The sequence below is a fragment of the Brevundimonas vesicularis genome, from assembly GCF_032067225.1.
GTDB lineage: Bacteria > Pseudomonadota > Alphaproteobacteria > Caulobacterales > Caulobacteraceae > Brevundimonas > Brevundimonas vesicularis_F.
In genome coordinates, this window is record NZ_DAMBJX010000055.1 from 1 (window position 1) to 17,106 (window position 17,106).

Below are 17,106 nucleotides of genomic sequence, written 5' to 3' on the forward strand. Positions count from 1 at the left end.
TCCGCTTCTTCGACTTCCGCGCCAAGCCGTGCGGTCGGTCGGATCCGATCCATCGACGCCCTGCGCGGGCTGGTCATCCTGCTGATGCTTGTCGATCACGCGCGGGAGTTCTTTTTCATCCACGCCCAGGTCTCGGACCCGATGAATGTGGAGACGACCTCGCCGGCGTTGTTCTTCACCCGGCTGTCGGCCCATCTGTGCGCGCCGGTGTTCGTGGCCCTGACGGGAATGGGGGCCTGGCTTTACGGAAACAAGCAGGCAGGCGGCGGGCACGGAGCCGGCGCGGCATCGGCTTTTCTGCTGAAACGCGGTCTGTTTCTGGTCGTGCTGGAACTGACGGTGGTCAACTTCGCCTGGACCTTCGCGATCACGCCCGAGTTGATCTATCTGCAGGTGATCTGGGTCATCGGCCTGTCGATGATCGCGCTGGCGGCCCTGGTGCATCTGCCGCGCGCGGTGCTTATCGGCGTGGGGTTGGTCATCGTGTTGGGTCACAATCTGCTGGACCCGATCACCATCGCGGCAGGGCAGCCGGGACATGCGATCTGGGCCGTGCTGCATGATCGCGGCTTCATCGATTTGCCGTGGAGTGGCCAGGCGAGGACCTCCTACCCGCTTCTGCCGTGGATCGGCGTGGCGGCGCTGGGCTACGCCATTGGGCCGTGGTTCGCAGGCGGGCAGAGGACGCGGCTGAGGCGGCTGGTGCTGACGGGGCTGGGCGCGCTCGCTCTGTTCGTCGTGCTGCGGGCGATCAATGTCTATGGCGATGCGCCGTGGGCCGTGCAGGCGACGCCGATCCAGACGGTGATGAGCGTTCTGAACCTGACCAAATATCCGCCGTCGGCCGACTTTCTGCTGCTGACGCTGGGCGTCGGGGCGCTGATCCTGGCGGGGCTGGAAAGAGCGCCGGAGCGGTTGGTCGGCGTGCTGGCGGTCTTTGGCGGAGCGCCGCTGTTCTTCTATCTGATCCACCTCTATGGGCTGCATCTGCTGAATCTGGCGGCCCTGATGCTGTTCGGCGCCAATCAGGGCGAGGGCTTCGGCGTGCCCGGCGTCGGCTGGGTATGGCTGCTGGCGGCCGTGGTCGCCGTGCCCTGCTGGTTCGCCTGCCGCTGGTTCGGCGGGGTCAAGCGGCGCAGTTCGCAATGGTGGATGAAGTATCTCTGAGACGGGAAAATGCGCGGCGCCAGTTTCCCTGAACCGCCGATGTCTCTAGGGTCCGCCGCCAACGTCCAGACCATGAGGCCCCCCGTGAAAGACACCGACCTGAAGCGCATCGAGGCGCACCTCAAGCGCACCTTCAACACCGGCGGCATCATCGTGAAGGCCCGCCCCAAGCAGAATGACTCTGCCGAGGTCTATGTCGGCGACGAGTTCATCGGCATCGTCTTCGAGGATGAGGACGAGGAAGGCTCGTTCATGTTCGAAATGGCGATTCTGGCCGAAGATCTTCCGGCCTAAAACGCCGACCGATCCGACCGCCCGGCGTGAATGCGCCGGGCGGTTTTCGTTTGGGCCGACCTGTTCAGCGATACGGGCCGGTCAGCGCGTGGGGGCCGCGCGTTCGAGGCCGTACAGCGCCTCGACGATGTCCTCGGCCTTTTGCTGGACCAGTTGCTGGGCGTCGTGGACGCCGCGATTGTAGAAGGCGCCGCCGATCTCCTTGCCAATGAAGTCCAGCAGCATCTCGGCCGGAAGCTGGCCGAGTTCCTGATCCAGTTCGCGGGCGAAGTAGTCGCGCAGTTTGGCGGTGATCGCCGCGCGGTCTTCCTTGGAGATTTCGATCGGCTTCATGCGACCTCGGCTAAGGCTTCTTCGGCGGCGACCCAGGCGGCTTCGGCGGCGGCGAGATCAGCCTCGGTCTTGGCGCGAGCGCGGGTCAGGCCTTCCAGGGCCTTGGGATTGCTGACCGAGGCGGTGGCCATGTCGTCGTCGATGCGGGCGATCTCGGCCGTCAGGCGGGTCATGGTCTCCTCCGCCTTCTTGACCGCGTGACGCAGGGTCGAGGGCGAAGGGCCCGATTTCTTGTCGTTTTTGCGGTTCTTGTGGTTCTGGGCACGGGCGCTTGAGTCTGCTTTGGCCTCTTCCTTCTTGATCTGGCTGGGCTTGGCGATGGCCTGTTTGGCGCGGTCGAGGACGAATTTGGCGTAGTCGTCCATGTCGCCATCAAAGGGTTTCACCGTGCCGTCGGCGGCCAGCCACAGGCGATCCGCCACCATCTCCATCAACGAGCGGTCGTGGGTGATCAGGATGACGGCGCCGTTGTAATAGTTTAGCGCGTCAAGCAGGGCGCGACGGCTGTCGATGTCCAGGTGGTTGGTCGGTTCGTCGAGGATCAGGACGTGGGGCGCGTCCATCGCCACCATGTTCAGCAGCAGGCGCGCGCGTTCGCCGCCCGACAGGCTGTCGACCGTGGTCTCCTGCTTCTCATAGCCCAGGCCGAACTGGGCCAGCTTGGAGCGGCGGGCGCTTTCGGGCGCGTCCGCCATGGCGCGGCGGATGATTTCCAGCGGCGTGTCCGTCGGGTCCATCGCCTCGATCTGGTGCTGGTGGAACCAGCCCACGCGCATCTTCCTGTCGCGGTGCAGTTCGCCCTCGGACACGTCCAGAGCGCCTGCGATCATCTTGGCGAAGGTCGATTTGCCGGCGCCGTTGACGCCCAGCAGACCGATGCGGTCGTCCAGGTCCATGCGCAGGTTCAGATTGCGCAGGATCGGCTTGCCCGGCTCATAGCCGACATTGGCCCGCTCCAGCCGGATCAGCGGCGGCGCCAGCGGGCGCGACGGCGAGGGCAGGGTGAAGGGGGCGACGCGCTCTTCGATCGTGGTGGCGACGGGCTGCATCTTCTCCAGCCGCTTCATGCGCGACTGGGCCTGGGCGGCCTTGGACGCCTTGGCCTTGAAGCGGTCGACGAAGGCCTGAAGGTGGGCGCGCTCGGCGTCCTGCTTGGCCTTGGCCGACAACTGCAGCCGGGCCTTTTCGGCGCGGGCCTTTTCGAAGGCGTCGTAGTTGCCGGTGTAGAGGGTCAGGGTGTGGTTCGCGAGGTGCAGGATGTGGGTGCAGACCTCGTTCAGCATCTCGCGGTCGTGGGAGATGATCAGGGCGGTGTGCGGGTATTTCTTCAGCCGCGCCTCAAGCCACAGGGCGCCTTCCAGGTCGAGGTAGTTGGTCGGTTCGTCCAGCAGCAGCATGTCCGGCTCGGCGAACAGGGCGGCGGCCAGGGCGACGCGCATCCGCCAGCCGCCCGAGAACTCCGACATCGGCCGGGCCTGGTTTTCCTGATCGAAGCCCAGGCCGACCAGGATTTCGGCGGCGCGCGCGGGCGCGGCGTCGGCGTCGATCTCGATCAGGCGCGACCAGATCTCGCCCATCTCTTCCGGTTCCGCGGTCTCGAGCCGGCCCAGCAGGGTGTGGCGCTCGACATCGGCCTCAAGGATGGTGTCGATGACGCTGACGGGGGTCGCCGGATGCTCCTGATCGACCGAGCCGATACGGGCGGTCTTGGGCAGGCTGATCTCGTCGCCAGCGGCGTGAAGCTCGCCCAGGATCAGCTTGAACAGGGTCGACTTGCCGATACCGTTGCGTCCGACCAGACCGACCTTGGAGCCGGGCGGCAGGCTGACGGAGGCGTCCACGAGAAACTTGCGGCCCCAGGCGTTGAAGGTCAGGTCGGTGATCTGAAGCATTGCGGCGAAGGTTCTTCGGTTGGTCGGCGTCCCTCAATCGGCAGGTCGCCATGCGGCGTGCGTCAGGGATGCAAAAAGGGACGGTTGGAAACGCGGGAGGTGGTCGCTATAAGCCCGCGACACTCAATCTCCCAACAAGAAGTCAATTCCCATGACCGAACGTACCTTCTCGATCATCAAGCCCGACGCCACGCGCCGCAACCTGACCGGTGCGATCAACGCCGTGATCGAAGGCGCCGGCCTGCGCATCGTGGCCCAGCGTCGCGTCAAGCTGACGACCGAACAAGCCAAGAAATTCTATGAAGTGCACGCCGAGCGCCCGTTCTACGGCGAGCTGGTCGAGCAGATGACGGCCGAGCCGGTTGTCGTTCAGGTGCTGGAAGGCGACAACGCCGTCGCCGCCTATCGTGAAGTCATGGGCGCCACCAACCCGGAACAGGCCGCCGAAGGCACCATCCGCAAGCAGTTCGCCCTGTCGATCGGTGAAAACTCGGTCCACGGTTCGGACAGCCAGGACAACGCCAAGATCGAGATCGCCCAGTTCTTCACCGACGACCAGATCGTCGGCTAAGGCGCTCCGCGCTCAAGTCGCGAGGAACCGCGTTCCGAGCGTAGCGCCGAAACAAAGCGATGCGAGAGCGAACGTTCTCGCATAGCGTGACTATATAGGCCCGCGCCCGGAACCGGACGCGGGCCTTGTCGTTTGGTGGTCATTATCTCGTTCGTCTCCCGGAGAAGACCCATGAAGACCATGATCAAACTGGCCCCCGTCATCGGCGTCGTGGCCCTGCTGGCCGCCTGCGGCCAGACGATGGAACAACGCGCCGCCACCGGCGCCCTGGGCGGCGCCGTCGCCGGTCAGGTCATCGGCGGCAACACGGGTTCGACCGTGGCCGGTGCCGCCATCGGCGCCGTCGCCGGCGCGGCGACCAAGCCCCGCTAAATCAGGCTCAGTCTCTGGGGCGAAAGCCCGGATGACAAAAAGGCCCGGAGCGTTCGCTCCGGGCCTTTTCTACGTCTGACGTCCGGCGCCTCTACCAGATGCGGGCGCGGGCCTCGGGCGCAATATATTCCTTCTGGTCCGGCGAGACTCCGAAGGCCGCATACCAAGCGTCGATGTTGCGCGGCGAGGTGGCGGCGCGCACCGGGCCGGGCGAGTGCGGGTCGGTGGTCAGCTGCTCTTTCAGCGCCGCCTCGCGCGACTTCTCGCGCCAGACCTGCGCCCAGCCCAGGAAGACGCGCTGATCGCCCGTCAGCCCGTCGATGACCGGCGCCGGCTGGCCGTTCAGAGACTTGTGATAGGCGTCCAGCGCCAGCAGCAGACCGCCCAGGTCGGCGATGTTCTCGCCCATCGTCAGGTCGCCGTTGACGTGCACGCCGGGGATCGGCTCCAGCTTGTCATAGATGTCGCCCAGCACCTTGGCGCGCGCCTCGAAGCGGGCGGCGTCTTCCGGCGTCCACCAGTCGCGAAGCACGCCGTCGCCGTCGGACTTGCGGCCCTGATCGTCGAAGCCGTGGGTGATCTCGTGGCCGATGACCGCGCCGATGCCGCCGTAGTTGACGGCCGGGTCTGCGTTCGGATCGAAGAAGGGCGCCTGCAGGATAGCGGCCGGGAAGACGATCTCGTTGCGCGGCGGGTTGTAGTAGGCGTTCACCGTCTGAGGCGTCATGCCCCATTCCAGCGGATCGACCGGCTTGCCGATCTTGCCGCGCTTGTAGGCCCATTCGAAGGCCGAGGAGCGTTCGACGTTGCCGTACAGATCGTCGGCCTTCAGCTCCAGTCCGTCATACGAGCGCCACTTGTCGGGATAGCCGATCTTCACCCCGAACTTGGACATCTTGTACAGGGCCTGCTCGCGCGTGGGCTCGCTCATCCAGTCCAGGGTCTTCAGCCGCTCGGTCATGGCGTCGCGGATATTGCCGACCAAGGCTTCCATCTGGGCCTTGGACGAGGCGGGGAAGTGCAGGCGGACGTATTCCTGGGCCAGGACCTCGCCCAGCTGGCCGTCGACCAGAGCCACGCCCCGGTTCCAGCGGGGACGGTTTTCGGGCTGACCACGCAGGGTTTTGCCGCGGAAGTCGAAGCGGGCGTCGACGAAGGCCTTGGACAGATAGGGGCTGGCCTGATCGACGACGTTGAACGCCTGCCAAGCCTTCAGGGTCTCAATTGGGGTGTCGGCGAACACCTGGGCGATAGCGGGAATGGCGGTGTTTTCCATCAGCACCAAGGTATCGACGTCCGACACCTGGGCGCCGGCCAGGAAGCCGGCCCAGTCGAAGCCGGGAGCCAGGGTCGCCAGGTCCGAGGCCTTTGCCGGGTTGTACAGCTTGTCGATCTGGCGACGCTCGACCGTCGTCCACTGCTTGTCGGCGACCTTGGTCTCGAAGGCCAGGATGTCGGCGGCGGTCTTGGCCGGATCGGCCCAGCCGATGGCGGTCAGGGTGGTCGTCAGATAGGCCAGATAGGCCTCGCGCTGGGCGGCGAAGTCGTGCTTCAGATAGTAGTCGCGGTCCGGCAGGCCCAGCGATCCCTGACCCAGATAGGCCGAGTTCAGATTGGGGTTCTTCAGATCCTCGAACACATCGATGCCGAACAGGGAGCCGCCGAAGCCCGAATGGCTCTCGCCCATCAGGCGCGCCATTCCGGCGTGGTCGGTGACTGCCTTGACGGCGGCGAGGTCGGCGGCCAGCGGCGTCGCGCCCAGCTGTTCGATCTTCGCCTCGTCCATGAAGCTGGCGTACAGGGCGCCGACCTTGCGGGCGTTCTCGTTGGCGGGATTGGCGGCGCTGGTCTCGATGATCGACTTCAGCTGGGACTGGGCGTTCTCATACAGGACGTCGAACGGGCCGAAGCGCGACTTGTCGGCCGGAATCTCGGTCGTACGCAGATAGGTTCCGTTGGCATATTCGTTGAAGTCGTCGCCGGGCTTCACCGAGGTGTCGCGACCGGCCAGATCGAAGCCCCAGGCGCCGAAGGGGCTGTGGGCCGCGCCGGCCATGCCGTGCGGATGCTGGGCCGAAGCGTCCTGGGCCGAGGCCGCGCCGCCGGTGAGAGCGACGACGATACAGGCCGAACAGGCGGCCATCAGACGAATGCGAGTCATGGATAGAGAGGGTCCCGATTGAGGTCGGGCGCACCATTGCGCCGGTGCGGCGGTCTGTCGCATGACGTTTTTGTAATCTTCGCGCCGCTAACCCCGGGGCAGGTCTCGGCAGAAGTCGGTCAGCACCTGCGGGTAAAGCTGATGCTCCGCCGTCTTGACCCGTTCGGCCAGGGCTTCGGCCGTGTCGCCCTCGACGATCGGCACGCGCGCCTGGCCCAGGATCGGGCCTTCATCGACGCCTTCGGTCACCAGATGGACCGTGCAGCCGGCCTCGGCGTCGCCGGCGGCGATAGCGCGGGCGTGGGTGTCCAAGCCGGGATAAAGGGGCAGCAGGCTGGGGTGGATGTTCAGCATCCGCTCGCGCCAGCCGCCGACCAGCCAGGGCGTCAGAACACGCATATAGCCGGCCAGCGCTACGACCTCGACACCGACGTCGCGCAGGACCGCGTCCACCGCCCGCTCATGCGCCTCGCGATCCTTCCCGAACGGTTTGTGCGTCACGGTCGCCGTCGCCACGCCCTTGGCGGCCGCAATCGTCAGACCGCCCGCGCCCTCGATGTTCGACAGCACCAGCACGACCTCATAGCCGCTGTCCGGCGCCTGACCGGCGTCGATCAGAGCCGCCATGTTGGAGCCCGCCCCAGAGATCAGGACGGCGACGCGGACGGGCGGGGCGGCTTGGGGCGACATGGCGCCTCGCATGACGGCGCGGGCGACGCTTGGCAAGTTTCAAACGCGATCCACCCTTGTTGTCGGCTGGATTCGGGCGTTAGCGTGTAACGCCGACCGCATGGCGAGGGGTCGTGGGTCGGCGCGTACAGGGGACTATCGCATGAAGAGACTGATCTGCCTCGCGGCCATCGCCGCGATGCTGGGCGCGCCCGTGGCGGCGCTGGCCCAGGAAAGCGGGACTAACAGCAGCAGCAACAATGGCGGAGGCGCCGCGATGCGCTCCGCAACCGACCGGTTCCGCAACGCCAACGCCGAGGCGATCGAAAAGGACTGGGCGCGCGCACCGGTCGAGGAGACCGAAGTCACGACGGCCCATTCGGTCAACGCCCACGGCAAGACGCTGCGCTACAAGGCGACGGCGGGCACGCTGACGATCCGCGACGACGCGGGGATGCCGACCGCCAGCCTGTTCTACACCGCCTATACGCTGGACGGTCAGCCGGTCGGGACGCGGCCGGTGACCTATCTCTACAACGGCGGACCAGGCTCGCCGACCGTGTGGCTGCATATGGGCTCGTTTGGGCCGATGCGGGTCCAGACCGATGAGCCGACCGTGGTGAGGCCGGCGCCCTTCGCCTTCGGCCCGAACGACCAGACCCTGCTGGATCAGACGGACTTGGTCTTCATCGACATGGTAGGCGCGGGCTTCTCGCGTCCGTTGGGCGAGACGCCGGGTTCGACCTTCTGGGGCGTGGACGGAGACGCCGACGCCTTCGCCCGCGCCATCATGCGCTACACGACCAAGTTCAGCCGTTGGTCCAGCCCGAAATACATCATCGGCGAATCCTACGGCACGCTGCGCACCGGTGCGGTGGCGTTCCAGCTTGAAGATCGCGGGATGTCGCTGAACGGCGTGGTGCTGCTTTCGTCGATCATGAACTATGGCGTGCGTCAGCCTGGCTATCCGCAGAACTTCGTCACCCTGTTGCCGACCTATGCGGCGACGGCCTGGTATCATCGCAAGCTGGCGAACCCGGCCGCGACGGTCGAGGAACAGGTCCAGCGCGCGCGTGACTTCGCATTGGGGCCGTATGCCTCTGCCCTGGCCAAGGGGCATATGATCTCTGACGCCGAGCGCGCCGATATCGTGCGTCAGATGAGCGACCTGACCGGCTTGTCGACCACCTTCATCGACAACGCCAATATGCGCGTCGACCTCGGGGCATTCCGCAAGGAACTGCTGCGCGACCGGCGCCAGACGATCGGGCGGCTGGACACCCGCTACATGGGTCTGGATGAAGATGCGGCGGGCGGCGAGCCGGAGGATGATCCGTCCAGCTCGGCCGTGACGGGGGCCTATTTCGGCATCTTCCGCGACTATGTCGCCAATGACCTGAACTACAAGACCGACGTCGAATACCGAATGTCGGCGCGGGGCCTGCCGGGCTTCAACTGGAACTGGAGCCACCGTCCGCCGGTGGGAGGGCCGCAAACCACGCCGAATACGGCCATCGATCTGGCCACGGCGATGCGACGAAATCCGTATCTGAAGGTGATGTCGCTGAACGGCTATTACGACGCCGCCACGCCCTTCTTCTCGACCGAGTTCGATCTGGCTCAAATGATGCTGGAGCCCAGCCTGCGGCCGAACCTGGAGTTCACCTACTATGAGGGCGGGCACATGATGTATCTCAGCCACGACGCCCTGGTGAAGCTGCACGCCGACCTGTCGCGTTTCTACACCGAGACGGCGAACGGCGGGGTGCGCTAAGCCCCGCGGAACCTGGGAGCGGCTTAGGCCGCTTCCAGTTGTCCGCAGACGAAGGCGACTTCGCCGGCGTTGAGAAGGGCCGCCAGCACGGGCTCGGCGTTCTCGGGCGCGACGATCAGGATGAAGCCGACGCCGCAGTTGAAGGTGCGGCGCATCTCGTGGTCGCTGATGCCGCCGGTTTCGGCCAGCCACTGGAAGACGGCGGGCATGGGCCAGGCGTCCCAGTCGAAGCGGGCCTGCAGACCCTCGGCGATGCAGCGGGGCGGGTTTTCGATCAGGCCGCCGCCGGTGATGTGGGCCGCGCCCTTGACCAGGCCCGCCTTCATGATCGGCAGGACCGGCTTTACATAGATGCGGGTCGGCTCCATCAGGGCCTGGGCCAGCGAACGGTCCTTAGCGAAGGGGGCGTCGTCGCCCCAGGTCAGGCCGGACTTCTCGACCACCTTGCGCACCAGCGAATAGCCGTTGGAATGCGGGCCGGTGGAGGCCAGGCCGATGATGACGTCGCCGGCCGCCTGGCGATGCAGATAGGGCAGGGCGTGGCCGCGCTCGACGGCGCCCAGGCTGAAGCCGGCCAGATCGTAGTCGCCCTCGGTGTACATGCCCGGCATTTCGGCGGTCTCGCCCCCGACCAAAGCGCAGCCGGCCTGGCGACAGCCCTCGGCGATGCCGGCGACGACGCGGCGGGCGGCGTCGATCTCAAGCCGGCCGGTGGCGTAATAGTCGAGGAACAGCAGGGGTTCGGCGCCCTGGGCCAACAGGTCGTTGACGCACATGGCGACCAGGTCGACGCCGACGCCGTCATGACGGCCGGTCTCGATCGCGATCTTCAGCTTGGTGCCGACGCCGTCGGTCGTGGTGACGATCAGCGGGTCCTGGAAGCCGGCGGCCTTAAGGTCGAACAGGGCGCCGAATCCGCCCAGCGAGGGCTCCGATCCGGGGCGCGCCGTCGATTTCGCCAGCGGCTTGATATGTTCGACCAGCATTTCACCCGCGTCGATGTCCACGCCCGCATCGGCGTAGGTCAGACCGTTTTCGAGAGGCTTTTGGGTGTCGCTCATGGGATCTCGGGCCTGAATCGGGGCGGAAATGCAGCGCGGCTCTTGCCACAGGTAGGATGCGCGGGGCTATAGCATCGGAATGACGCCGATCACCACCACCGAGGCGCTGGCCGATTTCTGCGCCCGCGTAGCCACAGCCCCCTTCATCACGGTCGACACCGAGTTCATGCGGGAAACGACCTACTGGCCCAGGCTGTGCCTGATCCAGGCGGCCTCGGCCGATCACGCCGCCATTATCGACCCGATGGCGGATGGGCTGGATTTGGAGCCGTTCCTGGACCTGCTGCGCGACGAGAAGATCGTGAAGGTCTTCCACGCCTGTCGCCAGGACGTGGAAATCTTCGTGCGCCTGGGGGCCATGCCCAAGCCGATGTTCGACACCCAGGTCGCCGCCATGGCCGCCGGGTTCGGCGAACAGGTCGCCTATGATTCGCTGGTGCGGCAGATGTTGCGCATCGAGGTGGACAAGGGCAGCCGCTTCACCGACTGGGCGCGCCGGCCGTTGTCGGAGAACCAACTGGTCTATGCGCTGGGCGACGTGACCCACCTTGCGGCGCTTTATCCCAAGCTGCGCGACCGGCTGCAGAAGGAAGGCCGGCTGGAGTGGGTGATGTCGGAGATGGAGAGCCTGACCGATCCGGCCCTCTACGACACCAATCCCGAAAACGCCTGGAAGCGGCTGAAGCCCAAGAAGTTCTCGGCCAAATATCTGGCGGCGTTCAAGGCCGTCGCCGTCTGGCGCGAGCGGGCGGCGCAGGAGCGCGACCAGCCGCGCGGCCGCATCCTGAAGGACGAGGGCATCGACGAGATCGCCCAGCAGACTCCGACGGATGTCGAGGCTTTCAATCGCCTGCGCTCGGTGCCCAAGGGTTTCGGCGGTTCACGCCTGGGTCTGGAACTGTCCGAGGAGCTGAAACGGGTTCTGGCCGATCCCGAATCGCACGCACCCGAGATGGAGCGCCCCGCCCACCGCCAGCCGGCCCCGCCGTCGGTGGTGGAGCTGTTGAAGGTGCTGCTGAAGGCCAAGAGCGACAACGCCGGCGTGGCCTCCAAGCTGATCGCCACCGTGTCGGACCTGGAAAAGATCGCCATCAGCGACGACGCCGACATCGACGCCATGAAGGGCTGGCGCCGCCAGATCTTCGGCGAGGATGCGCTGAAGTTGAAGCGCGGCGAGATTGCCTTGGTGCTGAACGGCGCGCGGGTGGAAGTCGTCGAGATCGAGTAGGGGCCGTTTAGCCTAAATCTTCAGCCCCAGGTCCATCGCCTCGGCGAGGGCCTTGGCGCGCTTCTTGGTCTGTTCGCCCAAGAGGACGTCGGCGTAGCCTTCGGTCGCGGTCAGGCGCAGGTCGCCGCCTTTGACCTTGGCGGTGGCGTTGGCCATCAGCTGGGGCGAGCGACCGGACAGATCGCAGGCGAGACGGATCGCCAGGCCGATGGCGCGGGCGCGTTTGGCGGCGGCGGCGTCGAGCAGGCGGTCGATGACCTCGGGCTGCGGCGTGGCGGGGGCGCCGCCGTAGCGGGCGTTCATCGCGCTGGCCAAAAAGGCGCGCTCCGTGTGGCTGATGCCGGCGACGGGCGCGCGCAGCACCTGGTCGAAGACAAGCTCCAGCCGGTGATCCGGGTGCAGCCGCGCGCCCAGGTCCGCCAGACGGCAGGCGGCGCTGACCAGCACGGCGTCGCGTTTCTCGCCGAACACCTCGGGCAGGGCGGCGACGATTTCGGAAATCCAGCCGTTGAGCGCGCCGGGCAGGGCGGGGGCCACGCCCTGGCGACCGCCAAGAGCGGTGCAACCGGCCAGAAGCGGATCGGCCGTGCGCGTCGCCTCGTCCAGCGTCTCGAACAGCAGGCCCTCCCGCACGCCCCAGGCCGACATCTCGATCTGTTTGAGACCCAGATGTTTGATCAACGCCTCAAGCACCAGCCCGGCGTAGGGCAGGGTCTCGGCGCGCTTCTTCGACACGCCGGGCAGTTTGGCCAGGCTGGCCGCCGATTGTTGCGCGACCAGACGCGCGGTCTCCAGCGCCTCATCGGCCGACATCTGATACTGATGTACGACCTTCAGCGGATAGGATTTCAGGCCCATCTGCACCTGAGCCAGGGTCCGCCAGGCGCCGCCCACGGCGTAGAGGCGCTCGCTCTTGAACTGGCCTGCGATCGGTTTCAGGGCCTGATCGATACGGGCCTTGATGCGCTCGGCGTCGAAGGCCTTGCCGTCAGCCAGAGCAAACGGACCCAGCGGCAGGGTCAGGCCGTTCTCGACGCCGTCTCCGTTCAGCCGGGTCAGCTCAAGACTGGCGCCGCCCATGTCGGCCGAGACGCCGTGGGCCAGGGGGGCGCCAGCCAAAACGCCCATGGCCGCGTATTTGGCCTCTTCCTCACCCGACAGGACGCGGATCTGGAGGCCGGTCTCGGCGGCGACCCGCTCACAGAACTCCGGCCCGTCCAAGGCTTCGCGCACGGCGGCGGTGGCGGCGATCAGGGTCGCGTCCGGCCGCACGCCTTCCAGCACGGCGGCGAAGCGGCGCAGCGCCGTCATCGCCATGACCACGCCCTCGGGCGACAGTTTGCGTGTCGTCGGCAGGTCGCGGCCCAGGCCGGCCAGAACCTTCTCATTATAGACGGTCCAGATCGCACGGCCTTCCAGCCGGTAAAGGACCAGTCGAACCGAGTTTGAACCGATGTCGATCGCGGCGATGTCGCGGTCGGTAAGCGTGATGTCGGGCATCAGCGGCCTGGACGCTCGTAGCGCAGGACGGCGGGCAGGCTCTTGGCCTTGCGGCCGCGCCCGGACAGGCTGGGATTTGTCATGAAGTATTTGTGGGCCGAGAAGGGCCGCTCAGGATCGGCGGGGGTGACGCGTGTATAGCGCCCTTCGGCGTCCAGCACCCAGCTTTGTGCGTCGTCCTTCAGATTGGCGACCATGATCTGGTCCAGCACCTGATCGTGGACGGTGGCGTTGCGGATCGGCGTCATCAGCTCGACCCGGCGATCCAGGTTTCGCGTCATCCAGTCGGCCGAAGAGATAAAGACCTTGGCCTTGTCATGCGGCAGGTCCTTGCCATTGGCGAAACAGACGATGCGGCTGTGTTCCAGGAAGCGGCCGACGATCGATTTGACCCGGATATTCTCCGACAGGCCTGGTACGCCAGGACGCAGGCAGCAGATGCCGCGCACCACCAGATCGATCCGCACGCCCCACTGGTTGGCCCGGTAGAGGGCGTCGATGATCTCGACATCGACCAGGGCGTTCAGCTTGACCCAGATGGCGGCGGGCTTGCCCATGGCGGCGGCCGACATCTCCTTGCCGATCAGTTCGATCAGCGTGGCCTTCATATTCAGCGGCGAGACGACCAGGGCTTCGAGGTGGTCCGGCGTCGCATAGCCCGTGATGTAGTTGAACACCCGCGTCGCATCGCGCCCCAGGACGGGGTCGCAGGAGAACAGCGACAGGTCGGTATAAACCTTGGCCGTGACGGGGTGATAGTTGCCAGTGCCGAAGTGGCAGTAGGTGCGCAGGCCTTCGCCCTCGCGCCGGACCACCACGCTGACCTTGGCGTGGGTCTTGTATTCGACGAAGCCGAAGACGACGTGGACGCCGGCCCGCTCCATCGCTCGCGCCCAGCGCAGATTGGCCTCTTCGTCGAAGCGGGCCTTCAGCTCGACCAAGGCGGTGACGTTCTTGCCGTTCTCGGCCGCCTCGATCAGGGCGGCGACGATGGGGCTGTCCTTGGAGGTGCGATACAGCGTCTGTTTGATGGCGATGACGTTGGGGTCGCGCGCCGCCTGACGCAGGAACTGAACCACCACGTCGAAGCTCTCGAATGGGTGGTGGATCAGCAGATCCTTTTCGCGAATGGCCGCGAAGACGTCGCCGCCATTGTCGCGGACGCGTTCGGGATAGCGCGGCTCATAGCCCTTGAACTTCAGGTCCGGGTGGCCGCCGGGGATCAGGTCCGACAGCTGGGCCAGACCCAGCATGCCGTCGACCAGAACCACGTCCTGGGGCGCGGCCTCCAGCTCGCCGACGATGAAGTCGCGCAGATCGACAGGCATGGACGCCTCGATCTTGACCCGCACTACCGAGCCGAGACGACGCTGCTTCAGCGCCTCCTCGAACTCCAAGACCAGGTCCTCGGCCTCTTCCTCGATCTCGATGTCCGAGTCGCGGATCAGGCGCAGAACGCCCTTTTCCTGAACCTCGCAGCCGGGGAACAGGTGGTCGATGAACAGCAGCAGCACGTTTTCCAGCGTGATGAATCGCTTGTGCCCCGGCGTGGAGCGGCCGTCGGTCGGCAGTTCCCAGAACCGGCGAACCTGGGTCGGCACCGGCACCAGGGCGTAGAAGGTCTTGGTCTCGCCCTTGCGCTTTAGTTTCAGCGCCAGGGAGAAGCCGAGGTTGGGCAGGAAGGGGAAGGGGTGCGCCGGGTCGATGGCGAGCGGCGTCAGGACGGCGAAGAGCTGGTTCAGGAACTCGGGTTCCAGACGCTCCTTCTCGGTCTTGGTGATCTTCTGACGGTCGACGATCTCGATGCCGGCGACCGTCAGCTCCTTCTTCAGCTGACGCCAGCGCAGCTGCTGTTCGGCCATCAGCTCGCCGGCGGCGATGTTGATCCGCTCCAGCTGTTCGGCGGGGGTCAGGCCGTCGGCGGACAGGACGCGCAGGCGTTCGCGCAACTGGCCCTTCAGACCGGCGACGCGGGTCATGAAGAACTCGTCCAGGTTATTGGCCGAGATGGACAGGAACCGCAGCCGCTCCAGAAGCGGGTGGTTGGGGTTGGCTGCCTCTTCCAGAACCCGTTCGTTGAACGCCAGCCACGAGGTTTCCCGATTGAAGAACCGGCGGGGCGAGGCCATCAGCTCTTCGCTCAGCGCCAGTTGAGGGGCGCGAGAGGCGGGAACCTCTTCGCCTCGGGTGTCGTCATGGATCGCGGCGTCGGTCATGATCCGGTTCTCGCGCGCGTGTGTGACGGCCGCAAGCGGGCGCCGAGAAAATGTCGCGGGTCAGTCGGCGGCGGCGTCCATGACGTCCAGCACCTGACGCGCCAGAACGCGCGTGACCGGGCGGTGGAGGGCGTCCAGACGTTCGACCACGGCGGCGGCGGTTTCGGCCGAACGGTCCAGGCGGCGGACCAGATAGTCGATCACGTCGTCGGACGGGGTGATGCTGCGTTCGGCGAAACGGGCGCGCAGGATGGCCGAGAGGACGGCGTCGTCGGGCGCGGCGATGGCGACGGCGCGCACGGCGTCCAGCCGCGAACGCAGGTCGGGCAGATCGACCGACCACTGGCGCGGGGCCGAACGCGACACAAGCAGCAGGGCGCCGCCGCCGGAGTTGGCCAGATTAATCAGATGAAACAGGCTTTCGTCGTCGGCGTCCGCCGCACGGTCAAGCAGGACCGGCCGGCCTTCCAGCTCCAGCGGATCGATGAGCGCGGCCTCGGCGCCGTTCAGCGGCACGGCGCCGACCCGCTCGGCCCAGTCGGCGGCGAGGCGGCTCTTGCCCGACCCTGGCGGGCCGTGAAGCGCCAGCACCGCGCCCACGCCGTCGGGCCAGCGGGCCAGAACGCGCACCGCCTCGGCATTGCTATCGGACGTCACGAAGGCCTCGCCCGCAACCGGCCGCTCCAGCGGCAGACGCAGCTGTTCGGTCGTCGTCGGGGGCAGGGCGCTCAGCGCGGACATGCCCCTGTCATAGCAGAGGCCGGCGTTAACCGCGTCAGGTCCGCGCTGTTGGTTGCGGGGAGCGAACCGCGCCCCTGTGGATGAAATCAGGCGAATTCGGCAAGGGCGGGGTTCAGCTTGCCGGCCTTGAACTCGGTCACCGTGTAATCGGCCAGGCCGTGAACCTGGAACGGATCGGCCTTCAGCAGGGCCTCCAGCTCCTCCTTTGTGCTCCCGCTGCGCACCACCAGAATGCCACCCGTGCGCGGCACCATCGGGCCGGCGGCAATGATCAGGCCGCTGGCGACATGCTGATCCAGCCACGCGCGATGCTCGACCGTCCGCGCCTCGATGGCTTCTATGGGCTGGGTGTAGGTGATGGTGACGATGAACATGGCGGCCTCGGGCGGGATGGAAGCGTCAGATATCATGCGCAGCGGCAGGCTTTGCAACGGCTGAAACCTTGACTTTCCGGGGCGATGATGCGCCCTACGCCGCTTCGATTTCGGGCGCCGACGGCGTCGGATTCCACCGCCCAGAGACTCCAGACGGTTCGTTTCATGCACGCCTATCGCTCTCACACCTGCGGCGCCCTGCGCGCCTCCGACGCCGGTTCCGCTGTTCGCCTGTCGGGTTGGGTCCACCGCAAGCGCGATCACGGCGGCCTGTTGTTCATCGACCTGCGCGACCACTACGGCCTGACGCAGCTGGTGCTGCACCCCGAGACGCCAGGCTTCGCCGCGGTCGAGCGCCTGCGCGCCGAGAGCGTGATCAAGGTCGATGGCGAGGTGGTCGCCCGCGACGCCTCGGTGGTGAACCCCAATCTGCCCACGGGCGAGGTCGAGGTGCGCGTCCAGGGCGTCGAGGTGCTGTCCGAAGCCGCCGAACTGCCGATGCCGGTCTTCGGCGATCAGGAATATCCCGAGGATATCCGCCTGGCCAACCGCTTCCTGGATCTGCGCCGCGAGCGACTGCACAAGAACATCGTGCTGCGCTCCAAGGTGATTTCCTCGATCCGCCGTCGCATGGTCGATCAGGGCTTCCTGGAGTATCAGACGCCGATCCTGACGGCCTCGTCGCCGGAAGGCGCGCGCGACTTCCTAGTGCCGTCGCGACTGCATCCGGGCAAGTTCTATGCGCTGCCCCAG

Annotated in this window: 16 protein-coding genes; 7 read left to right on the forward strand and 9 right to left on the reverse strand. The window is 66.4% G+C overall.

Annotation, left to right across the window (positions count from 1 at the left end; all coding sequences use genetic code 11):
* Together RT123_RS12805 and RT123_RS12810 are read left to right on the forward strand one after the other, a co-directional pair.
* Positions 1–1,167 (forward strand): DUF1624 domain-containing protein (locus tag RT123_RS12805; protein WP_313009497.1); only part of this gene is annotated, 1,167 nt, incomplete at its 5' end.
* Positions 1,168–1,239: 72 nt separating this feature from the next.
* On the forward strand, positions 1,240–1,461 hold the full coding sequence (locus RT123_RS12810) for a DUF3126 family protein (RefSeq protein ID WP_039243756.1): 222 nt from the start codon (positions 1,240–1,242) through the stop codon (positions 1,459–1,461).
* 81 nt (positions 1,462–1,542) lie between these two features.
* Here RT123_RS12810 and RT123_RS12815 read toward each other — a convergent pair whose 3' ends face one another.
* Together RT123_RS12815 and RT123_RS12820 are read right to left on the reverse strand one after the other, a co-directional pair.
* Complete coding sequence (locus tag RT123_RS12815; protein WP_313009498.1) at positions 1,543–1,794, reverse strand: DUF2164 domain-containing protein; 252 nt, start codon at positions 1,792–1,794, stop codon at positions 1,543–1,545.
* Positions 1,791–3,686 carry an ABC-F family ATP-binding cassette domain-containing protein gene (locus tag RT123_RS12820; protein ID WP_313009500.1) on the reverse strand — a complete coding sequence of 632 codons (1,896 nt, stop codon included), beginning with the start codon at positions 3,684–3,686 and terminating at the stop codon, positions 1,791–1,793. The genes RT123_RS12815 and RT123_RS12820 overlap by 4 nt, the downstream gene beginning before the upstream one ends.
* Positions 3,687–3,837: 151 nt before the next feature.
* On the opposite strand from RT123_RS12820, the gene ndk reads away from it, so the two are divergent.
* Both ndk and RT123_RS12830 read left to right on the forward strand, forming a co-directional pair.
* Positions 3,838–4,257, forward strand: coding sequence for a nucleoside-diphosphate kinase (gene ndk / locus RT123_RS12825; protein WP_017504672.1), 420 nt, complete (start codon positions 3,838–3,840; stop codon positions 4,255–4,257).
* 171 nt (positions 4,258–4,428) lie between these two features.
* A complete protein-coding gene (locus RT123_RS12830; protein WP_017504673.1) occupies positions 4,429–4,629 on the forward strand; it encodes a YMGG-like glycine zipper-containing protein in 201 nt (66 codons plus the stop codon).
* A gap of 91 nt (positions 4,630–4,720) precedes the next feature.
* Here the strand turns inward: RT123_RS12830 and RT123_RS12835 are convergent, their stop codons facing one another.
* Positions 4,721–6,790: a M13-type metalloendopeptidase gene (locus tag RT123_RS12835; RefSeq protein ID WP_313009501.1), complete on the reverse strand. Its 2,070-nt coding sequence runs from the start codon at positions 6,788–6,790 to the stop codon at positions 4,721–4,723.
* 87 nt (positions 6,791–6,877) lie between these two features.
* A complete protein-coding gene (purN, locus tag RT123_RS12840) occupies positions 6,878–7,480 on the reverse strand; it encodes a phosphoribosylglycinamide formyltransferase (protein ID WP_313009503.1) in 603 nt (200 codons plus the stop codon).
* 142 nt (positions 7,481–7,622) lie between these two features.
* Between purN and RT123_RS12845 the strand changes: the two genes are divergently transcribed.
* Complete coding sequence (locus RT123_RS12845; RefSeq protein WP_313009504.1) at positions 7,623–9,233, forward strand: S10 family serine carboxypeptidase-like protein; 1,611 nt, start codon at positions 7,623–7,625, stop codon at positions 9,231–9,233.
* Between the two features lie 23 nt (positions 9,234–9,256).
* On the opposite strand, the gene purM is transcribed toward RT123_RS12845, so the two are convergent.
* Positions 9,257–10,294, reverse strand: coding sequence for a phosphoribosylformylglycinamidine cyclo-ligase (gene purM / locus RT123_RS12850; protein WP_313009505.1), 1,038 nt, complete (start codon positions 10,292–10,294; stop codon positions 9,257–9,259).
* 79 nt (positions 10,295–10,373) lie between these two features.
* Here purM and rnd point away from each other — a divergent pair, with 79 nt between their 5' ends.
* Positions 10,374–11,522: a ribonuclease D gene (gene rnd / locus RT123_RS12855; RefSeq protein WP_313009506.1), complete on the forward strand. Its 1,149-nt coding sequence runs from the start codon at positions 10,374–10,376 to the stop codon at positions 11,520–11,522.
* Between the two features lie 12 nt (positions 11,523–11,534).
* On the opposite strand, the gene RT123_RS12860 is transcribed toward rnd, so the two are convergent.
* The 4 genes from RT123_RS12860 to RT123_RS12875 form a co-directional block, all read right to left on the reverse strand.
* On the reverse strand, positions 11,535–13,022 hold the full coding sequence (locus RT123_RS12860) for a Ppx/GppA phosphatase family protein (protein WP_165116133.1): 1,488 nt from the start codon (positions 13,020–13,022) through the stop codon (positions 11,535–11,537).
* Positions 13,022–15,238 (reverse strand): RNA degradosome polyphosphate kinase, encoded by a 2,217-nt coding sequence (locus tag RT123_RS12865; RefSeq protein ID WP_313009507.1) that lies wholly within the window; start codon positions 15,236–15,238, stop codon positions 13,022–13,024. Before RT123_RS12865 ends, RT123_RS12860 begins: the two co-directional genes overlap by 1 nt.
* Positions 15,239–15,298: 60 nt before the next feature.
* Positions 15,299–15,979: a chromosomal replication initiator DnaA gene (locus RT123_RS12870; RefSeq protein ID WP_313009509.1), complete on the reverse strand. Its 681-nt coding sequence runs from the start codon at positions 15,977–15,979 to the stop codon at positions 15,299–15,301.
* Positions 15,980–16,065: 86 nt separating this feature from the next.
* Positions 16,066–16,389 carry a YciI family protein gene (locus tag RT123_RS12875; protein WP_235551325.1) on the reverse strand — a complete coding sequence of 108 codons (324 nt, stop codon included), beginning with the start codon at positions 16,387–16,389 and terminating at the stop codon, positions 16,066–16,068.
* A gap of 129 nt (positions 16,390–16,518) precedes the next feature.
* Here RT123_RS12875 and RT123_RS12880 point away from each other — a divergent pair.
* On the forward strand, positions 16,519–17,106 hold a 588-nt coding region (locus RT123_RS12880), incomplete at its 3' end, for an amino acid--tRNA ligase-related protein (RefSeq protein ID WP_313009510.1).